This window comes from Nocardia sp. NPDC001965, from assembly GCF_053594175.1.
Genome location: NZ_JBSFDZ010000011.1, coordinates 91,313 through 109,917 on the forward strand (window position 1 = coordinate 91,313; position 18,605 = coordinate 109,917).

Here is an 18,605-nt window from a genome sequence, read left to right on the forward strand (position 1 = left end):
CCGGCCTCTTCCGTCCCTGAGTTAACAGCGTTACGCTAACGCCACTAACTTACGAGGTCGGGGGCCACGACATGTTGCTACGCATCGCGCAGTTCACCACCAGGTTTCCGCGCGCAATACTCATCGGCGCGCTGGCTGTCGCACTGCTCTGCGGGATCCTCGGCGCCACCGCGGCCGCCGGGCTGAAATCCGGTGGGTTCGTCCCCGAAGACGCCGAATCCATCCGGGCCGCCCAGACGCTCACCGATGATTTCGACGGCGCCGCGCCCAACTACATCCTGCTGGTCGAATCGTCCGACGGAGTCGACGCCGACCGGGTACGCACCCGCGCCCTGCAGATCATCGATGTCCTGAAGGCCCGCCCGGACACCGCCGGGGTCCAGTCGTACTGGACCGCGCCGTCACCGGCGATCGCGAGCGCGTTGCGCAGCACCGACGGTGAATCCGGGCTCATCGCTGTCAATTTCGAGGGCGACGAGACCCAGATCCAGGAAGCCGCCGGCGAGCTCAGCGGTCAGGTCACCGGAAGCGCCGACGGCGTGACCGTGCGGGCCGGCGGTACCGCCGCCACCTTCCACGAGGTCAACAACCAGATCACCCACGACCTCGCGGTGGCCGAGACCGCGGCGATCCCGTTGACCCTGATCGTGCTCGTCCTGGTCTTCGGCAGCCTGATCGCCGCGTCGCTGCCACTACTGGTCGGGCTGTTCGCGATCGCCGCCACCCTGGCGATCCTCAAACTGTTCACCCTGTTCACCGACGTGTCCATCTACGCGATGAACCTGACCACCGCGCTGGGCCTGGCCCTGGCCATCGACTACAGCCTGTTCATCGTCAGCCGGTTCCGCGAAGAGCTCGCGAGCGGTCTCGACCCGCGCGCGGCGACCGTCCGCGCCCTGCAGACGGCCGGGCGAACCGTGCTGTTCTCGGCAGTCACCGTGGCGCTGTCGCTCTCGGCGATGCTCGTGTTCGACCTGTACTTCCTGCGTTCGTTCGCCTACTCCGGGGTCGCGGTGGTGGCGGCGGCCGCTGTCGCGTCGATCGTGGTCCTGCCCGCCGCGCTGGTCCTCCTCGGCGACCGGGTCAACGCGCTCGACCTGCGCGCCCCGATACTGCGCCTGTTCGGCCGCGAACCCACCCCGCTGGGCGCGATGGTCCCGGAGCAGACCGGCTGGTACCGGCTGGTCAAACGGGTCATGCGGGCCGCGGTGCCGGTCGCCGTGGTGATCGTGGCACTGCTGCTCGCACTGGGCTCACCGTTCCTCTCGGTGAAATTCGGCTACCCGGACGAACGAGTGCTGCCGAACTCGGCGGCGAGCCGGCAGGTGGGCAACGAGGTCCGTGCGGAATTCCCGCGCGCCGATCCCGGCAGCAACACCACGATCGTGTTGAACGGCTATCGCGACGATCGCGGAATCGGCGATTACGCGGCCCGGCTCTCCGAGGTCGAGGATGTGACCGCGGTGCTGTCCGCGTCAGGGGTGTACGTATCCGGGAACCGGCTCGCGCCCACCCCGCCCGGGATGCGCAACGACACCGGCACCTACCTGACCGTCACCTCGTCGCTGGACCCGTTCGCACCGGCCGGCGCGAAACAACTCGACGCGTTGCGGGCGGTCGACGCGCCCACCCCGGCGCTGTTCGGCGGTTCGGCCGCGGTGAACGAGGATTCGCTCGACGCATTGGCCGATCGGCTTCCGCTGGCAGCGCTGCTCATCGTATTGTCGACGTTCGTGGTGCTGTTCCTGTTCACCGGCAGCATCGTTCTGCCACTGAAAGCGCTACTGCTGAACACTCTTTCGCTCACCGCCGCGTTCGGCGCCATGGTGTGGATCTTCCAGGAGGGCCACCTGGAGGGGCTGCTCGGCTTCACCGCCGTCGGCTATCTGGTGCCGACCATGCCGATCCTGATGTTCTGCCTGGCTTTCGGCCTTTCCATGGACTACGAAGTGTTCCTGCTGTCGCGTATCAGGGAGGAATGGTTGCGCCGGCGGGCCGGGCGAACAGGTACGGAATTCGCGGAGGAGGACAACACCGAGGCCGTCGCCGTCGGGGTGGCGCGCACCGGCCGGATCTTCACCGCGGCAGCCGTGCTGATGGCGATCGTGATCGGCGCCCTGACCACCTCCAAAGTGTCGTTCATCCAGCTGATGGGTCTGGGGCTGACCCTGACCGTGCTCGCCGATGCCACCCTCATCCGGGCACTGTTGGTCCCGGCGCTCATGCGACTGCTGGGTCCGCTCAACTGGTGGGCGCCGAAACCGCTGGCGCGCCTGCACGACCGGATCGGGTTCGCCGAAGAACCGGCGGCTTCGCCGGCGACCACCGAACCGCCGGTGCGCGTATGACCCGGCGGCCGCGATCTCCGCGTGGCGCCGGCGGCCGGTTACGCGCGGAGATCATCGCCGCCACCCGGGAGTTGCTCGAACGTACGGGCAGTGTCGGAGCGGTATCGATCCGGGCGGTCGCTGGGCTGGTCGGGGTCAGCGCACCCTCGATCTACCGGCACTTCGCGGATAAGGACGCGCTGATCGACGCGGCGGTGGCCGAGGTGTTCGAAGCGCTGAACACCGCCATGCAGGCGGCGGTGGATCCGGCCGATCCGCCGGCGCTGCGCCTGCATCGGCTCGGCCTCGCCTATGTCCGATTCGCCCTGGATCATCCCGAGCAGTACCGGCTGGCGACCATCCCGACCACCCACCAGGGCGCGGTGGACATGGTGCTGACCAGCGGCGCGTTCCGGTATTTCGCCGCGACGGTCGAGGAGGCCATGGCCGACGGGCTGATCGACCGCGCGGACCCGACCCCCCTGGTACTCGAATTATGGGCAGCGGCACACGGTATCGCCTCATTGCTGCTGGCGAAACCGTATCTGCCCTGGGGTGATCCGATGACCGTCGCCGAAAGAGTGCTCGACGCGGCATGTTTCGGTCATATCCTGGGCGAGCTGATGGGACCGGACAAGACCCCGGCCGAGATGACCCAGTGGGTGATGGATCTCCGCGGCCGGCTCCGCGCGCCGGGCCCGGCCGCGGACTGACTCAGTTCACCGCGTCGGCCGAAGCGGTGAAGGTATTGCACTCGGCGGTGAGATTGTGTTCGACGCCCAGCCCGAACCAGCGTCCGCCGTTCGCCGGAGTGCCGTGATCACGCATATCGCCGTGCTGATCGCCGCGATGGTCGGCGTCGGTACGCGCATCGGTCAACTGCCCGCTGGTGAGCGCACCGCCGTCGGCCGAGGACACCAGATACATCCCGTCGAAACAGTTGGCCTGCAACTCCACCCGCCGCGACAGTTCGAGCCCTTCGGTGCTGCGCGCGCCCGCGTCCACCCGGGCACTGTTCGCGGCGAGCAGGATTCCGGACATGTTCTGGATGTGGTGCCCGTACTCGTGGGCGAACACCGACAGATAGACCACCCAGTTGTCCTCGTAGTAATCGGTCTGCAACTGGCTGATCGGCATATAGACGGTCCGATTCGCCGGGCAGTAGAACGCGGCGAAATCACTGGCGGAACCCGTACACGGCGTGGTGATGCCGTCGGTGTTCGCCGAGACCAGCACGGTGGGTGGCTCGAACGGCAGACCCGCGTCCTCGAGTACCGGCTGCCAGGCCGCCTCCAAGCATTTCTCGGCGCTTTCGAAGAACGCCCGCGCCGTGTCCTCGTCGGTCGACCACGGCGAGTAGTCGCAATCCGCGGGAATCAACGTGGCATCGGGATCGGTGAGCAGTGGGTTGGTACCGGTCTGGGCGGGACCGGTCTCGCCGGTGTCGTAACTGTGTTCGGGTTGCGGACCGAGCACTCGCAGGGTGTCGGAGTTCAGCGCTCCCCGAACCAGCGCGCCGACCAGCACGACGATCACGGCGAGCACCACCAGCAGGGTGCTACCACTACTGCGGCGGCTACGCGGCCGCGGCGCGTTGGGTACCCGGTAGGGCACCGGTGGAGGCATGGGCGGTGCGACGATCGGCCGATAGCCGGCCATCGGTCCCGGTGGTGGATAACCTGGCGGCCGGTGCGGATATCCGGGGGCGGGAGGGTATCCCGGGCGAGGCCCTGGGTAGGGCGGCCGCTGCGGCCCACCCGGGCGGGGACCGTACTGGGGCCGGCCACCGGGCGGTATCGGCTGCCTGCCGGGAGGTACCGGTCCGCGTCCGTAAGGTGGTTGTGTCACTCCCCCGGACCCCCTCGCCTTCTCCGATCACCAACAGCCGCTGACGCAGGATAGCAAGCTGTCTAAGGTAACGAGTCATGCTCATATTTCGGGGGGGCGCGCTCGCGCTGCTGCTCGCACTGACCGGACTTCTCGCCGTGCTCGGGCCGGGTACACCGATCGCGCGGGCCCAGGAGCCGGCCGGTTCGATCCTGTACCTGGATATGACGCTGAACCGCGAGGGCGTACTGGAAGTGACCGAGCGCGTGGTGGTTCCGCCCGGTGAACGATTCACCATGACGCTGCCGCTGCGGGTCCGGATCAGCGAGGATTCCGAACGCCGGTTCGCGGTGACCGATATCGAGACCAGCGGGCCGGGCAGCGCGACGATCGCCGACGATCTGTTCACCGTCGACGCCGGTCCCGGGGAGACCACCGTCCGCTATTCGGTACGCAATACGGTGAGCGATGCCGAGGGCAGTCAGGTCTTCCGCTGGTTCGGGGTGCTCAATGTCGATCTCGCCGAAATCCACGCCTCGCTGATCAGCCCCAGTTTCGAAATGGGCATCGTGGAATGCCTGCTGGGCCCGATCGGTGCCACGCGGCCGTGCGCACAGGTGCGGATCGAGCCGGACGGCGTCATGTATCTGGACCAGACGAACCTGCGCAAAGGCGAATCCGTCGATCTGACATTGCAGATACCGCCCGGGACCGTACCGCCGAACGCCGATATCACCGGCCCCGGCGATTCACCGTTCGCGGTGACCGGGCCCGTTCTCATCGCCTTCGGCCTCTTGCTCGTCGCGCTCGCCGTCCTGGCCGCCTACATCGTCTGGGTGCGCCGACAGTCGGTTCCCGCCGAACCGATGGAACCGCTCGTGCGCAGCAACGGGCGGACCCAGTTCAGTTCACCGGCCGGTATCCTGCCGGGCGAGGCCGGAGTCCTGCTGGACGGCCATTCCGATCCCACCGATATCGCCGCCACGGTGGTGGATCTGGCGGTCCGCAACTATCTGTGGATATCGCGGATCGGTGAGACGCAGTGGCGGATGGTCCGGGTCAACCCGGCCGACGACCAGCTCCGCGGCTACGAGCGGACGGTCTACGACGCCCTGTTGCCACCCGGCACCGACGAGGTCACGATGGCCGAACTCGGCGTACCCGGCCGTCTGCCGACCGAACCGCTGCGGCAGGCCATGGTCGCCGACGCCGTCGAGCGCGGCGCCTTCATCGATCCCGTGCGCCGCCGAATTCCGCTGTGGCTGGGCGGCGGCCTGGTCGTACTGGGCGCGGTGGTGACTGTACTCGCAGCGCTACTGGCCGGCCACGCCCTGGTGGGGGTGGCGATCGCGCTGGCCGGTGGCGGACTGCTCGCCGCCCAGCGGTTCCTGCCGGTGCGCACCGCTTTCGGCCGGACACTGACCGCTCAGGTCCGCGGCTTGCAGCAGGGCCTGGAACAGGTGACCAGCCGGCAGATCCCACCCGGCGATCGCGAACTCGTATTCTCCCGCGGTCTGCCCTACATGGTGGTCTGGAGCCGGCCCGACTACTGGGTCCGCACCTTCCGCGATATCGACCCCTCCGCCGACGACGATCCCGGCCTGTACTGGTTCGGCGGTTTCGAAGGCGACCGGGATCTACACCGCTTCGCCGTGCACTTCCCGTATTTCATCACCGCGATCGAATCGCTCTTCCCCGCGAAGTGAACGGACAAAGCCCCGTGCGGCAATCGCCGCACGGGGCTTTGTCAGGGGTTTCAGCGCCTCACGCGGTGACCCGGCGCAGCGCGGCGAGCGGATCGGCGTACAGCGCACTCAGCGAGGTGACGACGGCCGCGAACTCCTGCACCTTCGAGGCATATCCGGTGACCCGGATATCGGTGGGCGGCAACACGGTCGATTCGTTGAAGGCACGGGCCACATGCGCGAGACCGGGCCGGTAGGTTGTGAACGCCTGACCACCGAGCACCACCCGGTCCGGGTTGAGCATATCCCGCACCAGGGCCACCGTCCGGCCGAGCACGGTCGCCCGTTCGGCCAGCAGTTCGCGGGCCGGTTCGGAGCCACGCGCCGCCGCCCGGTAGAGATCGGCGATGGTCGAGCTGGCCTTTCCGTTGTGCGCGGGGATGATTCCGCGGCCGACGGCGCGCGCGTGGAGCCCACGGTCACCGACGGTCGCTTCCAGGCAACCGCGCCGGCCGCACGAGCATTCGACATCGGAACCCGTGGGCAGATGCGCGATGGAACCCGGTCCGTTGCTCGGGGTGTGCACCCGGCCGTCCAGGGTCACCGAGATACCCGCGGTCTCACGGACATAGAAGTAGAGGCTGCTGCCGTGCGCGGCCCGGCTGTGATCGTCGGCCGCCTCCTGACTCACGCCGGGCAGCAACAGCTCCGATGCGGCCATCGCCTCGACGTGCGGAGCGACCGTGACCGGTAGGCCGAGCACCTCGCTGAACACCGCACCCACCGGCGCGGTCTGCCAGCCCAACTTCGGATGATCCACGACCCCGGTACCCGGATCGACCCGGCCGCCGATCGCGACTCCTACCCACAACGGGTTGCGCCGATACCAGCGCTGCAGAAACGATTTCGCGCTGTGCGCGACGGTCTTGACCGCGAACTCCTGCCCCGTCTGCGGGGTGGCGATGGTCAGACCGCCGAGAATCCGCCCACGCAGGTCCGAGACCACGATCCGGGTGGAGGCCGCGCCGATATGAACGCCGAGCGTCCCGAACGTATCGTGATCGACCTCGAACGGCACCCGGGGGCGGCCGACCGCGCCGGAGGCGGTCAGATCGGCACGCTCGCGCAGCAAACCAGCGGTGAGCAGCGAGGAAACCTGCCGATTCACCGTGGCAATACTGAGTCCGGTGGCGCGTGCGGTCTTGTCCCGGAAGACCGGTCCGGTGGTGGCGGCCCGGAGGACGGCCGCGGCGGGATTATCCGATAAGCGCAGATCAGGGGCTACTACCGGACGGGGAACTCGGGTACGGACAGCGGGAGCCTGCGACGCGGTGCGTTCGGCGGTGCGGACGGCCATATGAATTTCCTCGATGAATATTTTCCCGCGAAACGGGATATGCCTACAACTGAAACGAGGCGGCTGGGAGATTCAAATCGCTCAACCGCGGCAGCGGCGGCAACACAACTCGCGGGTGAGGGGCAGACGCAGACCGAGAGCGGCGGTCACATAGGGGACCTTCCGCGAGTCGGCGCTGCTGGTAGACATAACAAATAAATTAACATCTCCCCGGTCGCAACACCAAGGTTTCCGAGATCTTCGCCACCCGGCCTCGGGCATTTCCCCAGCTCCGTCCCAGTATCTCGCCGGCCCACCGGCCATCGGCCGGCACTGCACGGCCATTCTCGACCGTCCCATGATGTGGTATCGGCCTCGCCTCGACCCGTACCGAATTCCCGACGGATCCGAATTCGATTCTCCGCGCCCGCGCGGGAAATACCCACATCGCCCGCCCGTGCTATTTCCCGCGAACTTCCGGGGAATATTTCCCGTCCATTTCCGGAGAATATTCTCCGCGCGCGGGCGGAGAATCCGGCCCGTTCCCCGCGGCCCGCGCGTTCCGGACCGCGAATTTCGGCGCGGCGGGCTCGGCGAGTCGCGAAAGACCCTGGTCCACGGCTTTTTCCGCTGCTATGCTCCGAGCGCACGGTGGGGAGCCGAAGGGGGAGAGAAGATGTCTGTACCCGATCTGGGTCAATCCGCAGCCGTTCGCCTGTACGAGGCGGCGCGCGCCGGGGAGTTCCACATGTCCGAGGATGCGGCCCGCGGCCTCGCGGAATCCTGCGACCGGCTCGCCGAGCGGCTGCGCCGGGCGCGCGCGGACGCCGCGGCCCTGACAGCCGTACGCGGTTTTCCGGACCTCCCGTCCGGGCATGCGCTCACCCGGGGATTCGCCGCGAAGGGCCGGGAGTATCTGGATACACTCAGCGCCTTCGAGCAGACGGCGCTACGCCACAAGGCCGCCTATCTGGCGGCCGCGGCACTTCTTTCGGAAGCCGACGCCGCCAACAGCGCGGCACTCGCCCGGACGGTGGCGGATACCGCATGACATGCGGCATCATATCGAATTACGCAGGGGTGCAGAACAATTGAAACCATGCGGTCCGACGTGCCGTCACCGGCGCGCACCGGATCGACAGACCGAGGGGGCCGACAGTGGCGCAGCAGGGGCAACCGGGCACGACAAAGGCGGGTACGGATCCGGCCTATGTACCCGACCGTGATGTTTTCGACGCGTACACCCATCGACAGATCTGGGACCTGGCACGCACCGTCCTGGACCCGGCCGAATTGAGCCGTATCGCCGGTATCTGGGGCGATACCGCCACGGAGGTGGAATCGGCTTTCGACGAGTTCGCCCGTGATATCGCCCGGTTCTCCGACGACTGGTCGGGAGTGTCGGCCGCTGCCGCGGCCCGGGCGGCGACCACCTACCTCCGCGGCGGTGACGACGCCGTCACGACCTGCCGTGTGGTGGAGCAGCTGCTGTCGGCGGATTCCGCCGCAGCCGAATCGGTACGCGCGGCGATACCACCGCCGCCCGGCCCCTACCTGCCCGATCCCGACCCGGCTGTCGAAGCGGCCACCGGCGCCCAGCGGCGCACGGCCTACAACACGACCGCAGCCGCGCTGACCGCCGCGGCCCAGGACGCCATGACCTTCGGCTACAACCCGACGATCCCGGCCAGCGGCGACAATGTCCCGAGATTCCCCACTCCGGCGGACGAGGATCCGGCGGTCGACCGCCCCACGGCCGCAGCGCCGGGCACGACGGGTCCCCCGGCGGTACCGTCGGCCTCGGACTCCGCGCAGGTCCGTACCCCGGCCGACGGGGAAACCGAACCGCCGCCGGCCGCGGCCCCACCGGGAACCCGCGCGAGCAGATCCGAGGGCGGCCCCGATCGGACTGCCTCCGGCGAGGAGAGCACCGAGCCACCGGCCGCCACCACCCGGCCGGATTCCGGTGCATCCCCCGCCGGACCCGCACCCGGCCCCCCGGGCGACCGGGCCGATACCGACGGCCCCGCACCCGGTCCCGACACCACCGGAACCACGGCACCGGCGGCAGCGGACAGCGACCCCGGCGCAGCGGGCTCCACCACCGGACACGTCACAACCGCCGATACGCCGCGATCGCAGTCCACCGCACCGGCCGGAACGACGCCGCCGGCGGACCGGGCCGATCCGGTCACCGTTCGTACGGCCGAACCGAACCGGACGGCACCGAACGGCCGGGGTCCGGCGGCAACGGGTGGGTCCGATACCGCCGGCGGGCAGCCCGCACCGGCTGCCTCGCCCGGCGGCAGCCGCCCGAGCCCGCTCGGTTCGCCCGCACCCCCACCGGACCGACAGCCCGCGTCCGTGGCAGGTTCCGATTCCGGCGCCGCCCAGCGTCCCGGCCACGGCGAGCAGATCGCACGGCCGGGACCGCCACGCACGGCCACCGAGGCGGCCCGGGATTCACCCGGCCCCGCGAGCACCCGGCCGGATACCGCCGCAGGCGACAGATCCGAACAAACTCCCGGCGCACGTGCGGCCCGCCCGACCGGCCTGCCGCTACCCACCCCCGCGAGACCGGCACCGCCACCCGGGCCCGATCGAGAACGCACCGGCCCGGACTATCTGCGTGCACCGAACGAGCACCTGACCGCCACACCGCCCGCCACTCCACCGGTATTCGGTGAGTACACCGACGACGAGAAACCGGACCGCACCGAACCGGGTGGCGGTAACCGCTGATGGAGTGGGTGTTCACGCCGGACGAGTTCGGTCATATCTGGCAGACCGAGACCGGACTCGACCGGCGGCCCCACCCGATAGATCTCGCCCCGCGCGCAACGGTGACCACCGAAAGTGCCCGGACCGCACTGGAACTGGAACACCGGTTCCCACCCAACAGCGATGCCGATCTCACCGGTACGCTGCGCTTCCTGGCGCGCACCGATGTCACCCGGGTAACCGTGTTCGGCGACGAATTCGACGGCGACCTACGCCGCCCCGACCCGATCCTGGCCCTCGCCGTCGCGTTCGGAAACTGGGGCGCGGTAATCCACGCGCACTCCGGACGAGTGCGCGTGACAGCCTGTCACGCGCGGAACATCGGAAAACATCTCGCGACCGCGCTCGGGCCCGTCGGCCCCGGAACGCTTCCGGCCATGCGGGAGCCACGCGAGGCTGTCCTGTGCCCGGACCCGGGACCGCGGGAATCCGGCCGCCCGGCCGGCCGGGCCGCGCGGCTCCGGGAGATACTGCACCGGCCCATCGATGCGCGCGGGTTCGTCACGGTCACCGTGACCCCGGAAGACCCGATGTCGCCGCCCCCGGCCCATCGCACCTGGCTGGATTTCACCGGCGACGGCCGCTATCTGCTGAGTGCGGGCAGCCACCTGACGCTCACCCCGGTCGGCGAATCCGATCTGGCCGCCGAACTCGTCCGAATGGCCCGAATCCCCTGACCCGAACCACCCCGGCCGCCGATCACTTCTGCTTGGCGGCTGCCTTCATCTGCTTCTTGAACGCCCGCACCTCGAGCAGCGTCTCCCCGTCGACGATATCGGCGGCCGAACGCCGCGACCCCGGTTCGGAGTAATCCCCCGCCGCGGCCTCCCAGCCGGCGGGCCGCACACCCAGCTGTTTACCGAGCAACGCGAGAAATATCCGAGCCTTCTGGTCGCCATACCCCGGCAGTGCCTTCAATCGCTTCAGCACCTCTTTGCCATCGGGATCTCCGGCTGTCCAGATCGCGGCCACGTCCCCGTCGTAGTTCTCGATCACATAGCGCGCCAGATCCTGGATCCGGCGCGCCATGGAGCGACCATAGCGATGGATGGCGGGCGGGGTGGCGGCCATTTCCTCGAACTCGGCCTGATCCGCGGCGGCGATCGCCTGGATATCCAGCCCGCCCATCCGGTCGGCGATCTTCTTGGGTCCACGGAAAGCGTGCTCGAGCGGATACTGCTGGTCCAGAAGCATCCCGATCACCAACGCCAGCGAACTCTCCGACAGCAGTTCGTCGGCGTCCGGTTCCTGCGCCAGACACAACTTGGCCATGCCGTGCTCCTCACTCTGGACTACCAGCGATGATCCCATGAGCGGCGAGCAATCCTCACAAGGCGTACCTCCGCGTTCGCTCCGGCCGTGCGCTCCCTGCGTACCTCCGCGTTCGCTCCGGCCGTGCGCTCCCTGCGTACCTCCGCGTTCGCTCCGGCCGTGCGCTCCCTGCGTACCTCCGCGATCGGCCGGCTGCAACCATTAGGCTCGCCCCCATGCCACACACGGCCACAAAACCACCCACCACACCGGATGGACACGGACCCATGGACAGTTTCGGGTTACGCCCCGACCGTTTCGATGCCGCCGGCCAGGATCAACTGGTCGATATCCGCGATCTACAGGCCACGCTGCCGGGGCTCACCCGGCTGCGTGACTGGGGACACGAGGCCCTCGCACTGCAGCCCGGTGAGCACGCGGTCGATATCGGCTCCGGCAACGGGTCGGAGGTGATCACCTTCGCCGACGCCGTGGGGCCCACCGGCACCGCCGCGGGGGTGGAACCCGACCCGCGCCTGCTCGCCGCAGCCGTTGCGCGCGCCGCCGAGACGCGATCGCCCGCCACCTTCCACTCCGGTGACGCCTACGGGGTGCCGTTCGGACCCGAGACCTTCGATGCCGTGCTGTGCGAGCGGGTCTTCCAGCACCTCACCGCGCCCGCCCGGGCCGCCCGGGAAATCGCCCGCGTACTGCGCCCCGGTGGCCGGGCAGTGGTGATGGACGCCGACTGGGGTTCGGCGATCGTGCACCCCGGCGACCACCGGGTGGTCCGCGAAGTCGTGGACACCCTCGTATCCGCGACCACCAACCCCTACTCGGGGCGGCGGCTGAGCGGTCTGCTCACCGCGGCCGGGCTGGAGGTGGAGAGCACCGGTTCGCAGGCACTGATCCAGGACCGTTCGGTCGGGGCCGGTGCGCTGGTCAGCCGGGTATCGGCCATGGCGGTGGCCCGGCGGGTGATCACCGAGGCCGAACGCGAGAAACTACTCGCCGACCTGGCCAGGGGCGCGGCAGCCGGCGATATCCACCTCTCGGTGACCATGTTCGCCGTGCACGTCCGCAAACCCGCCTGACCCGCCGCCGGGCCGCTACTTCAGCAGTTTCTCGGTCGCTGCCAGCAGCACACAGGTCGCGAGGCCGTCCATGGCCCGCTCCAGCTCCGGCAGCGCCGGGAAACTCGGCGCGATCCGGATGTTCTTGTCGTCCACGTCTTTCTTGTACGGGAAGGCCGAACCCGCGGCGGTCAGCGCTATTCCGGCATCCTTCGCCAGTTCGATCACCCGGGCGGCCGTACCCTCGAGCACGTCGAGACTGATGAAGTATCCGCCCTTGGGCTCGGTCCAGGACGCGACCTTGGAAGCACCCAGGCGCTCCTCCAGGATCCGCAGCACGAGGGCGAACTTCGGTTCGAGGATCGCGCGATGCTTCTGCATATGCGCACGCACCCCGGCGGCATCGGTGAAGAACCGCAGATGCCGCAGCTGATTGACCTTGTCCGGGCCGATACTCTTCTTCCCGGCATGACCCAGGTACCAGTTCAGGTTCTCGGTCGAGGCACCGAAGAAGCTCACCCCGGACCCGGCGAAGGTGATCTTGGAGGTCGAGGCGAAGACCAGCGGCCGGTGCGGATTTCCCGCCGCCGCGGCCATCGAGAGAACATCCAGCACCGGCGCGGCAGTATCGGTGAGCGGGTGCACGGCGTAGGCGTTGTCCCAGAACAACCGGAAATCGGGCGCAGCCGCCGGAAGCGAAACCAGTTCGCGGACCACATCTTCGGAGAAGACGACACCGGTCGGGTTCGAATAGTTCGGAACCGCCCACATACCCTTGATCTGAGGATCGGCGGCCAGCAGTTCGGCGACGACCCGGGTATCGGGTCCGTTGTGCAACATCGGCACGGTGATCATCTCGAAGCCCAGCGATTCGGTGATCGCGAAATGCCGGTCGTAACCGGGGCTGGGACACAAGAATTTCACCGTGGGCTCATCGGCCCAGCGTCGCGGCGAATCGGGCAGCCCGAACAACGTGGCGAACGCGATGGTGTCGTGCATCAACTCCAAACTGGCGTTGTTCCCGGCGATCAGATTGTCGACACCGATACCGAGCAGTTCGCCGAAGATGGCCCGCAGCTCCGGAAGCCCGTGCAACCCACCGTAATTACGGCAATCGGTACCGGTCCCGTCACGGAAGTCACCATCGCCGGGCAGCGACAGCAGCGCCGAGGACAGGGCGAGTTGTTCCGGCGAGGGCTTGCCCCGGGTCAGATCGAGTGTCAGCTGAGCCGCCTGCAGCGTCGCGTAGTTCGCGGACTGGAGTTCGTGCTCGGCGGTGAGTTCCTCGGGACTCATCAAGCCGATCTGCGTTTGCCGGGGCATCGTGGAGCCTTTCCAACTACCTGGTGCGGTTGTATTCGCTTACCGACGGCCGCTGCGTCCGGCCGCCCCGAGCCACGTTACCCGGGCAACCACCGCCACCGGGAAGTGTTGGCTGTGTTTATCTGCCCCGCCTTCGGCGGGGCAGGCGGGGCCCTCGTGACCCCGGTTCTTCACTCCTACGCTCAGTCGCTGCGCTCCTTCGCTTCGTCGCTCCAGAACCGGGGCGGGCCCCGCCTTGGTGGTGGGCCTCGCCTTCGGTGTCGTATCGGGGGGTCGTAGCCCCGGTCCTTCGCTCTGTTGCGCCAGGACCGGGGGTAGGCCCGATCACGGATGCCGACCGTTCAGAGGGGACGAGGAGGTGGATGGGAACAGGTGGCGCGGAGGCGGTATCGGGCTGGGCTCGGTGTTCGTGCGCGCTTCGGACCGTTGCGGGTTCCGGGACGCTGGATCAGGCCGTCCAGTCGAGCGGGTGTCCAGGGGAGCGAGCGGTGGGTGGGAAGCGCCGGCGAACCCTTCCGGAGGTGGAGCTCGGCGTACAACCGGGTCGGCTGCGTTCGTCACTGCGGAACGGGCGGATCTCCGAAGGCCGCCCGTCGGGCACCGTGAGGACAGGGATCGCACCATTTCGACCGCATGATCTCGACCACCCGAGCAGGACTACTACGACACACTATGAGTGCTCGAACAGTCGTCGAAAATCACCGTTTCGACCACCTGAGCGGGATCACGACACTGTAAGTGCTCAATGTTCCCCCACCTATGAACGGCCACCGCACGCGCACGACGCATATCGCCTTGCGGGGCACTCGGTCCGGATTAAGGGGACCCCGCGCACCCGGCAGAGCCCGTTGACCCTTGCTGCCTTCCGGCCCTGGGGGAGTTCACAGGATGCGCGCCGCGCGGGATCCGTCGGCCAGTGTAGCGGCTGCCCACGATTGCATGCCGCAGGGGGCGGTATCGCCTGTACCGGGCCGGGTACGGGCAGGCCCTGTGCTCGCTAACATTCTTCTGAGTCGGCGGGGGATATTCCCTCACCACACGAGGGGATGGCCAGGATGACCAAGGAGAATCCGCCGGAGCACGAGCGCGCGGAACAGACGAAGTGGTGGGAGACGCCGGGCGGCGGGGCCGGCGAAGCGGGACCGGGTGCCGATCCGACAATGGTGAACCCGAACGCGGGCGCGCAGTTCCCCAGCGATCAGAACCCGCACGCGGCGCCCCATGCCGGCGGCGGGCAGCAGCACCCGAGTGGGCAACAGCCGTACCCCAGTGGTCAGCAGTATCCGAGCGGCCAGCAGCACCCCGGAGGGCAACAACAACAGTTCCCGAGCGGACAGCAGCAGTACGGGAGCGGACAGCAGTACGGAGGCGGGCAACCGCAGTATCCGGCTCCCGGTCCCACCTGGCAGGGACAGCCCGGCTTCCCCGGCCCCACCGGGTACGGGGCCACAGCGGCCGCCCGGTCGCGGTCGAAGAACAACACCGCTCTGATCGTGGTGGGTGTGGTGTTGTTCGTGATCCTGCTCATCTGCGGGATCGGGGGTATCGCCCTGGTGAACTCCGATTCGGGGTCGGAGGGGGCGGACGGCGACTACAGCATGGAGGATGTCACCAACTCCTGTGACCTTGTCGACGCCTCGGTTCTGGACCAGTGGGCCACGAACCTGGACGAGACGACCCATCAGGAGAATGCCCCGGAGAGCTACGGCGGCGGATCGCTCAACTGCCAGGTGAGCAAGGAGGGGACCGACTCCAACAGCGCCCGGCTCGCCTTCGACGTCGCCTTCGAAAGCAAATACGGCTCCTACGGCTACGACGACTGGAAGAAATCCGATACCGCCACCACCGGCACCGACTACGCCTCCGGCGCGGTGACCGGGCTGGGCGAGGACGCCTACTACGCGTCCGAGACCACCGATTACTCGTCGTTCCAGACCCTGGACTACACGGTCGCGGCGAAAGCGGACAATGTCTCGGTCAAGGTGAACCTGTACATCACCTACGACGGGACGATCGACCGCTCGACGGTGGACCGGATCTGCCGGGACCAGGTCCGCAAGGCACTGGACGAACTGCGCAAATAGATACAGAAACCGCCGGTGGGAATCCCACCGGCGGTTTCGGCTGCGGAGGATGCGGGATTCGAACCCGCGAGGGCTGTTAACCCAACCCGCGTTCCAGGCGAGCGCCATAGGCCACTAGGCGAATCCTCCGCCGAGCAGCATACCTGCCACCCCGGCGCATCGTGAAAACGCCCGCTCATCCCCGGTCCGGTGACCGGCCCGAGATCGACACCGAGTCGGCTTTCATAGCATGAATCCCGTTACCCTGCAAGATATCCAGTAGTATGCCACGCTGATCACCGAATTGTGACGGCCGTCGCGCCTGCTCGCGCCGACGGTGCCATGATGGGCGCCGTGGATCCCCAGGTGATCGAAGTCGTTCAGAGTTCCCCGGCTTGGTGGCAGTCGTGGCTGCCACTGCTCGGTTCGCTCATCCTCGGCGGAGTGGCCGTGATCGCGGTACTGGCCAACAACCGGACGAACCGGGACGCGATAGTCGCTGCCGACGAGCGCGCCCAGCGAACCCTGTCCGCGGCCGCCCAGCAACAGAACGACAGTGCGAAACGTCAGGTCGATACGACCCGGCTGCAACTCGATGCCGCGCATCACCAGGTGGAGTCCGCGCATGCGGTGGCCCTCGGGCAGGCCGGTGAGAACTGGCGTCGCGGCACGGTGGTCACGGCGATCGCCGATACGCTCAGTATGTCCGGCCGGCTCTGTCAGGCGCTGCGGCGGGACGAAGAATGGACCGATGAGCTCATCGGTGATCTGATCCACGATCTGGAGGACGGTTCGGAGCGGGCCAATGTGCTGCGCCTGGTTGGTTCCGACCAGCACTACAAGCAGTGGCGCCGGCTGGCCGATACGCTCTCCGACGCGCTGCTGGCCGCGCTGACGTTGCAGCGAAAGAAGTTGCAGGACGCCCCGGCCGAGGAGATCCGCGCGGCGCGCGACCACAAGAACCAGTTGCTCGGCGAGGTCCGGGTGGCCGAACGCGAACTCATCGGCGCCACCCGCGAAGAGCTGGATATCGAACCGAACTGACCGATCGAACCAACCGGCGGCGCCACGCTCACCCGGTTCGCCGGATATCACGCACAGCCGCACGCAGCTGATCGGCATAGTCGTCCGGATCCGGAACGACCGCTGGATCGGCGTGCAGCGACAGCGTGACCGTCTCACCCATCCCGTGGATACCGTGCGTGAGATGCATCACCGCGCCGAGAGCGGGGAAACCGGCGGTGAAGCGAACCGGCGCCGCACCGAAGCTCAGATCGGCCGGACCGCGGTTCACGCTGGAGACAACGGTGTGACCGGTGATCTCCGCGGGGACGATATCGATCGGATAGTTCCGGACATCCCGCCGCAGCAGCAGTGGGGGCAGGACCGCAGTCACCGCGTCCTGAGCCGCCAGGAGGGGGTGCAGTGCCCGCGTACGCCGGGTGGCCAGATCGGTGGCGATGTGCGCGGCCCGCCGCGCCGGCTCCTTCTCCCCGATGGCCAGGTCCACCCCGAGGCTGCGGTAGTTGTTGCGCACGCCGGGCCGGGGCGGTATCGCCATGGGCACCTGAGCACCCATCCGGGTCACCTCCGCGCCACGGCCGCGCAGATACCGTTCGAGCGCGAGGGAGATCGCCGTCAGGCCCGCCACGGTGACACTGTGGCCCGGTAACCGGAAATCCGCGGCGGGGAACACCAGCATGCGCGCCGCCCGACCGGTGATCTCCCCGGGCACATTGAGCGGGCCCGGCGGATACCCGTGCGCGGGCGGTGGAACCTGCCCGGCCGCAGTCAGCTCTGCCAGCTCGGTCCGGGCCCGTCCGGCCGCGAAACCACGCCGGAGGGTTCGCACCGTACCCGGCGGCAGCTCCGCCGCTCCGCGCAGCGCGCGCAGCGCGATCCGCGACCGCGGCGCCGGTGCGATCGCGGCGGCCGGGGAGCCGGCACCGTCCTCGTCCGCCGCGGTGAACAGCGCACGGGCGATGCGGGCGGCGCCGCGGCCGTCGACCAGCGCATGCGATATCTGCAGGACCACGACGGTCACCCGCGGATCCGGTGCGGGGCTGTCCCGGATACCGCGGAAGATGTGCAACCGCCAGGGATGTACCGCCGCATCGACTCCGGTGTCCAGCAGCCGGCCGAGGGCGGCGAGCAGTTCGGGCCAGTGCGGCCGGTCGAGGTCGTGCGTCACGACCTGATCGGGATCGAAGCCGGTGGGAACCCACACCGGATAGGAGAGCCCGGTCGGGTCCGGAAGCAACCGGACCTGCAATTCGGGGATCGCGGACCACCGCCGCATCAGCGCGGCGCGTAACCGGGCGGTTTCCCGATCCGATTCCGCGAAGCAGTAGAGGAGGAACTGGTCGTTGCGGGTACGCCGCGACAGCCAGTACATGGTCGCGTCCGGGGGCGCCAGCGGGATCACCGGCCGACCCTAGAGGATGGTTTCGGATCGAGTTCATCCGCGTCCGCGCACGCAAAGACCCCGGGTCGGATCGACCCGGGGCCACCTTGCCTGATATCGGGAAAACCGTCAGGCGCCGCGGCTTTCTCCCGCCGATACTCCGGACAGGAACTCGGCCCAGTCGCCCGGCGCGAAGGCCAGCATCGGCCCACTGCCGTGATCCTTCGTGTCACGGACCGCCACGCTGCCGTCTACGAGAAATGCCACCTCCACGCAGTTCCCGTCCGGGCCACTGTGTGAACTCTTCCGCCACACAGCACCCGTCATATCCACCTTCACGGCACTGCACTCCTTCGCTGCGTCGATAATGATATTCGATTCCTGCACAGTTCCTGACTAGCTGGTATCCGATGGACTACACCGAATACACCGATGCACGCGCAGTAGCGAGCAAATATCCGGTTTGCCAGGATCGGACTCGCACTTCCGCGAACACATCTGACGCGGTGACCAAAACCCCTAGTGAGGGGGCCCC

The 18,605-nt window shown here is 68.2% G+C and carries 15 protein-coding genes, 1 tRNA gene and 1 other RNA gene; 9 read left to right on the forward strand and 8 right to left on the reverse strand.

What is annotated here, in order from left to right; all coding sequences use genetic code 11:
- The first annotated feature begins 71 nt into the window (after positions 1–71).
- A complete protein-coding gene (locus ACWCPQ_RS18020; RefSeq protein WP_449900080.1) occupies positions 72–2,348 on the forward strand; it encodes an MMPL family transporter in 2,277 nt (758 codons plus the stop codon).
- Positions 2,345–3,040, forward strand: coding sequence for a TetR/AcrR family transcriptional regulator (locus ACWCPQ_RS18025; RefSeq protein WP_449900083.1), 696 nt, complete (start codon positions 2,345–2,347; stop codon positions 3,038–3,040). Before ACWCPQ_RS18020 ends, ACWCPQ_RS18025 begins: the two co-directional genes overlap by 4 nt.
- A 1-nt stretch (position 3,041) precedes the next feature.
- Here the strand turns inward: ACWCPQ_RS18025 and ACWCPQ_RS18030 are convergent, their stop codons facing one another.
- Positions 3,042–3,953 (reverse strand): neutral zinc metallopeptidase, encoded by a 912-nt coding sequence (locus tag ACWCPQ_RS18030; protein WP_449900085.1) that lies wholly within the window; start codon positions 3,951–3,953, stop codon positions 3,042–3,044.
- Between the two features lie 299 nt (positions 3,954–4,252).
- Here ACWCPQ_RS18030 and ACWCPQ_RS18035 point away from each other — a divergent pair, with 299 nt between their 5' ends.
- Complete coding sequence (locus ACWCPQ_RS18035; protein ID WP_449900087.1) at positions 4,253–5,860, forward strand: DUF2207 family protein; 1,608 nt, start codon at positions 4,253–4,255, stop codon at positions 5,858–5,860.
- A 58-nt stretch (positions 5,861–5,918) separates the two neighbouring features.
- Here ACWCPQ_RS18035 and ACWCPQ_RS18040 read toward each other — a convergent pair whose 3' ends face one another.
- Entirely contained in the window at positions 5,919–7,196 is a 1,278-nt protein-coding gene (locus ACWCPQ_RS18040; RefSeq protein WP_449900089.1) for an ROK family protein, read from the reverse strand.
- A gap of 655 nt (positions 7,197–7,851) precedes the next feature.
- Here ACWCPQ_RS18040 and ACWCPQ_RS18045 point away from each other — a divergent pair.
- The 3 genes from ACWCPQ_RS18045 to ACWCPQ_RS18055 all read left to right on the forward strand — a co-directional run bounded on the left by ACWCPQ_RS18045 (position 7,852) and on the right by ACWCPQ_RS18055 (position 10,633).
- Positions 7,852–8,226, forward strand: a complete 375-nt coding sequence (locus tag ACWCPQ_RS18045; protein ID WP_449900092.1) for a hypothetical protein — start codon at positions 7,852–7,854, stop codon at positions 8,224–8,226.
- A gap of 107 nt (positions 8,227–8,333) precedes the next feature.
- Positions 8,334–9,917, forward strand: coding sequence for a hypothetical protein (locus ACWCPQ_RS18050; RefSeq protein ID WP_449900094.1), 1,584 nt, complete (start codon positions 8,334–8,336; stop codon positions 9,915–9,917).
- A complete protein-coding gene (locus ACWCPQ_RS18055; protein WP_449900097.1) occupies positions 9,917–10,633 on the forward strand; it encodes an ESX secretion-associated protein EspG in 717 nt (238 codons plus the stop codon). Before ACWCPQ_RS18050 ends, ACWCPQ_RS18055 begins: the two co-directional genes overlap by 1 nt.
- 22 nt (positions 10,634–10,655) lie before the next feature.
- Here ACWCPQ_RS18055 and ACWCPQ_RS18060 read toward each other — a convergent pair whose 3' ends face one another.
- Positions 10,656–11,228, reverse strand: coding sequence for an HhH-GPD-type base excision DNA repair protein (locus ACWCPQ_RS18060; RefSeq protein ID WP_449900100.1), 573 nt, complete (start codon positions 11,226–11,228; stop codon positions 10,656–10,658).
- A gap of 266 nt (positions 11,229–11,494) precedes the next feature.
- On the opposite strand from ACWCPQ_RS18060, the gene ACWCPQ_RS18065 reads away from it, so the two are divergent.
- Positions 11,495–12,301: a methyltransferase domain-containing protein gene (locus ACWCPQ_RS18065; protein WP_449900103.1), complete on the forward strand. Its 807-nt coding sequence runs from the start codon at positions 11,495–11,497 to the stop codon at positions 12,299–12,301.
- Positions 12,302–12,316: 15 nt separating this feature from the next.
- Here the strand turns inward: ACWCPQ_RS18065 and ACWCPQ_RS18070 are convergent, their stop codons facing one another.
- Together ACWCPQ_RS18070 and ffs are read right to left on the reverse strand one after the other, a co-directional pair.
- Positions 12,317–13,603, reverse strand: coding sequence for an aminotransferase class I/II-fold pyridoxal phosphate-dependent enzyme (locus tag ACWCPQ_RS18070; protein WP_449900105.1), 1,287 nt, complete (start codon positions 13,601–13,603; stop codon positions 12,317–12,319).
- Positions 13,604–14,419: 816 nt separating this feature from the next.
- Positions 14,420–14,514, reverse strand: an RNA gene (gene ffs / locus ACWCPQ_RS18075) — signal recognition particle sRNA small type.
- A gap of 144 nt (positions 14,515–14,658) precedes the next feature.
- Here ffs and ACWCPQ_RS18080 point away from each other — a divergent pair.
- Positions 14,659–15,687, forward strand: coding sequence for a hypothetical protein (locus tag ACWCPQ_RS18080; protein WP_449900107.1), 1,029 nt, complete (start codon positions 14,659–14,661; stop codon positions 15,685–15,687).
- Between the two features lie 43 nt (positions 15,688–15,730).
- Here the strand turns inward: ACWCPQ_RS18080 and ACWCPQ_RS18085 are convergent.
- Positions 15,731–15,816 (reverse strand) — tRNA-Ser (locus tag ACWCPQ_RS18085).
- Between the two features lie 156 nt (positions 15,817–15,972).
- Between ACWCPQ_RS18085 and ACWCPQ_RS18090 the strand changes: the two genes are divergently transcribed.
- Positions 15,973–16,710, forward strand: coding sequence for a hypothetical protein (locus tag ACWCPQ_RS18090; RefSeq protein ID WP_449900108.1), 738 nt, complete (start codon positions 15,973–15,975; stop codon positions 16,708–16,710).
- Positions 16,711–16,738: 28 nt separating this feature from the next.
- Here the strand turns inward: ACWCPQ_RS18090 and ACWCPQ_RS18095 are convergent, their stop codons facing one another.
- On the reverse strand, positions 16,739–18,091 hold the full coding sequence (locus ACWCPQ_RS18095; protein ID WP_449900110.1) for a wax ester/triacylglycerol synthase domain-containing protein: 1,353 nt from the start codon (positions 18,089–18,091) through the stop codon (positions 16,739–16,741).
- A gap of 108 nt (positions 18,092–18,199) precedes the next feature.
- Complete coding sequence (locus tag ACWCPQ_RS18100; RefSeq protein WP_449900111.1) at positions 18,200–18,397, reverse strand: DUF397 domain-containing protein; 198 nt, start codon at positions 18,395–18,397, stop codon at positions 18,200–18,202.
- Between the last annotated feature and the right edge of the window lie 208 nt (positions 18,398–18,605).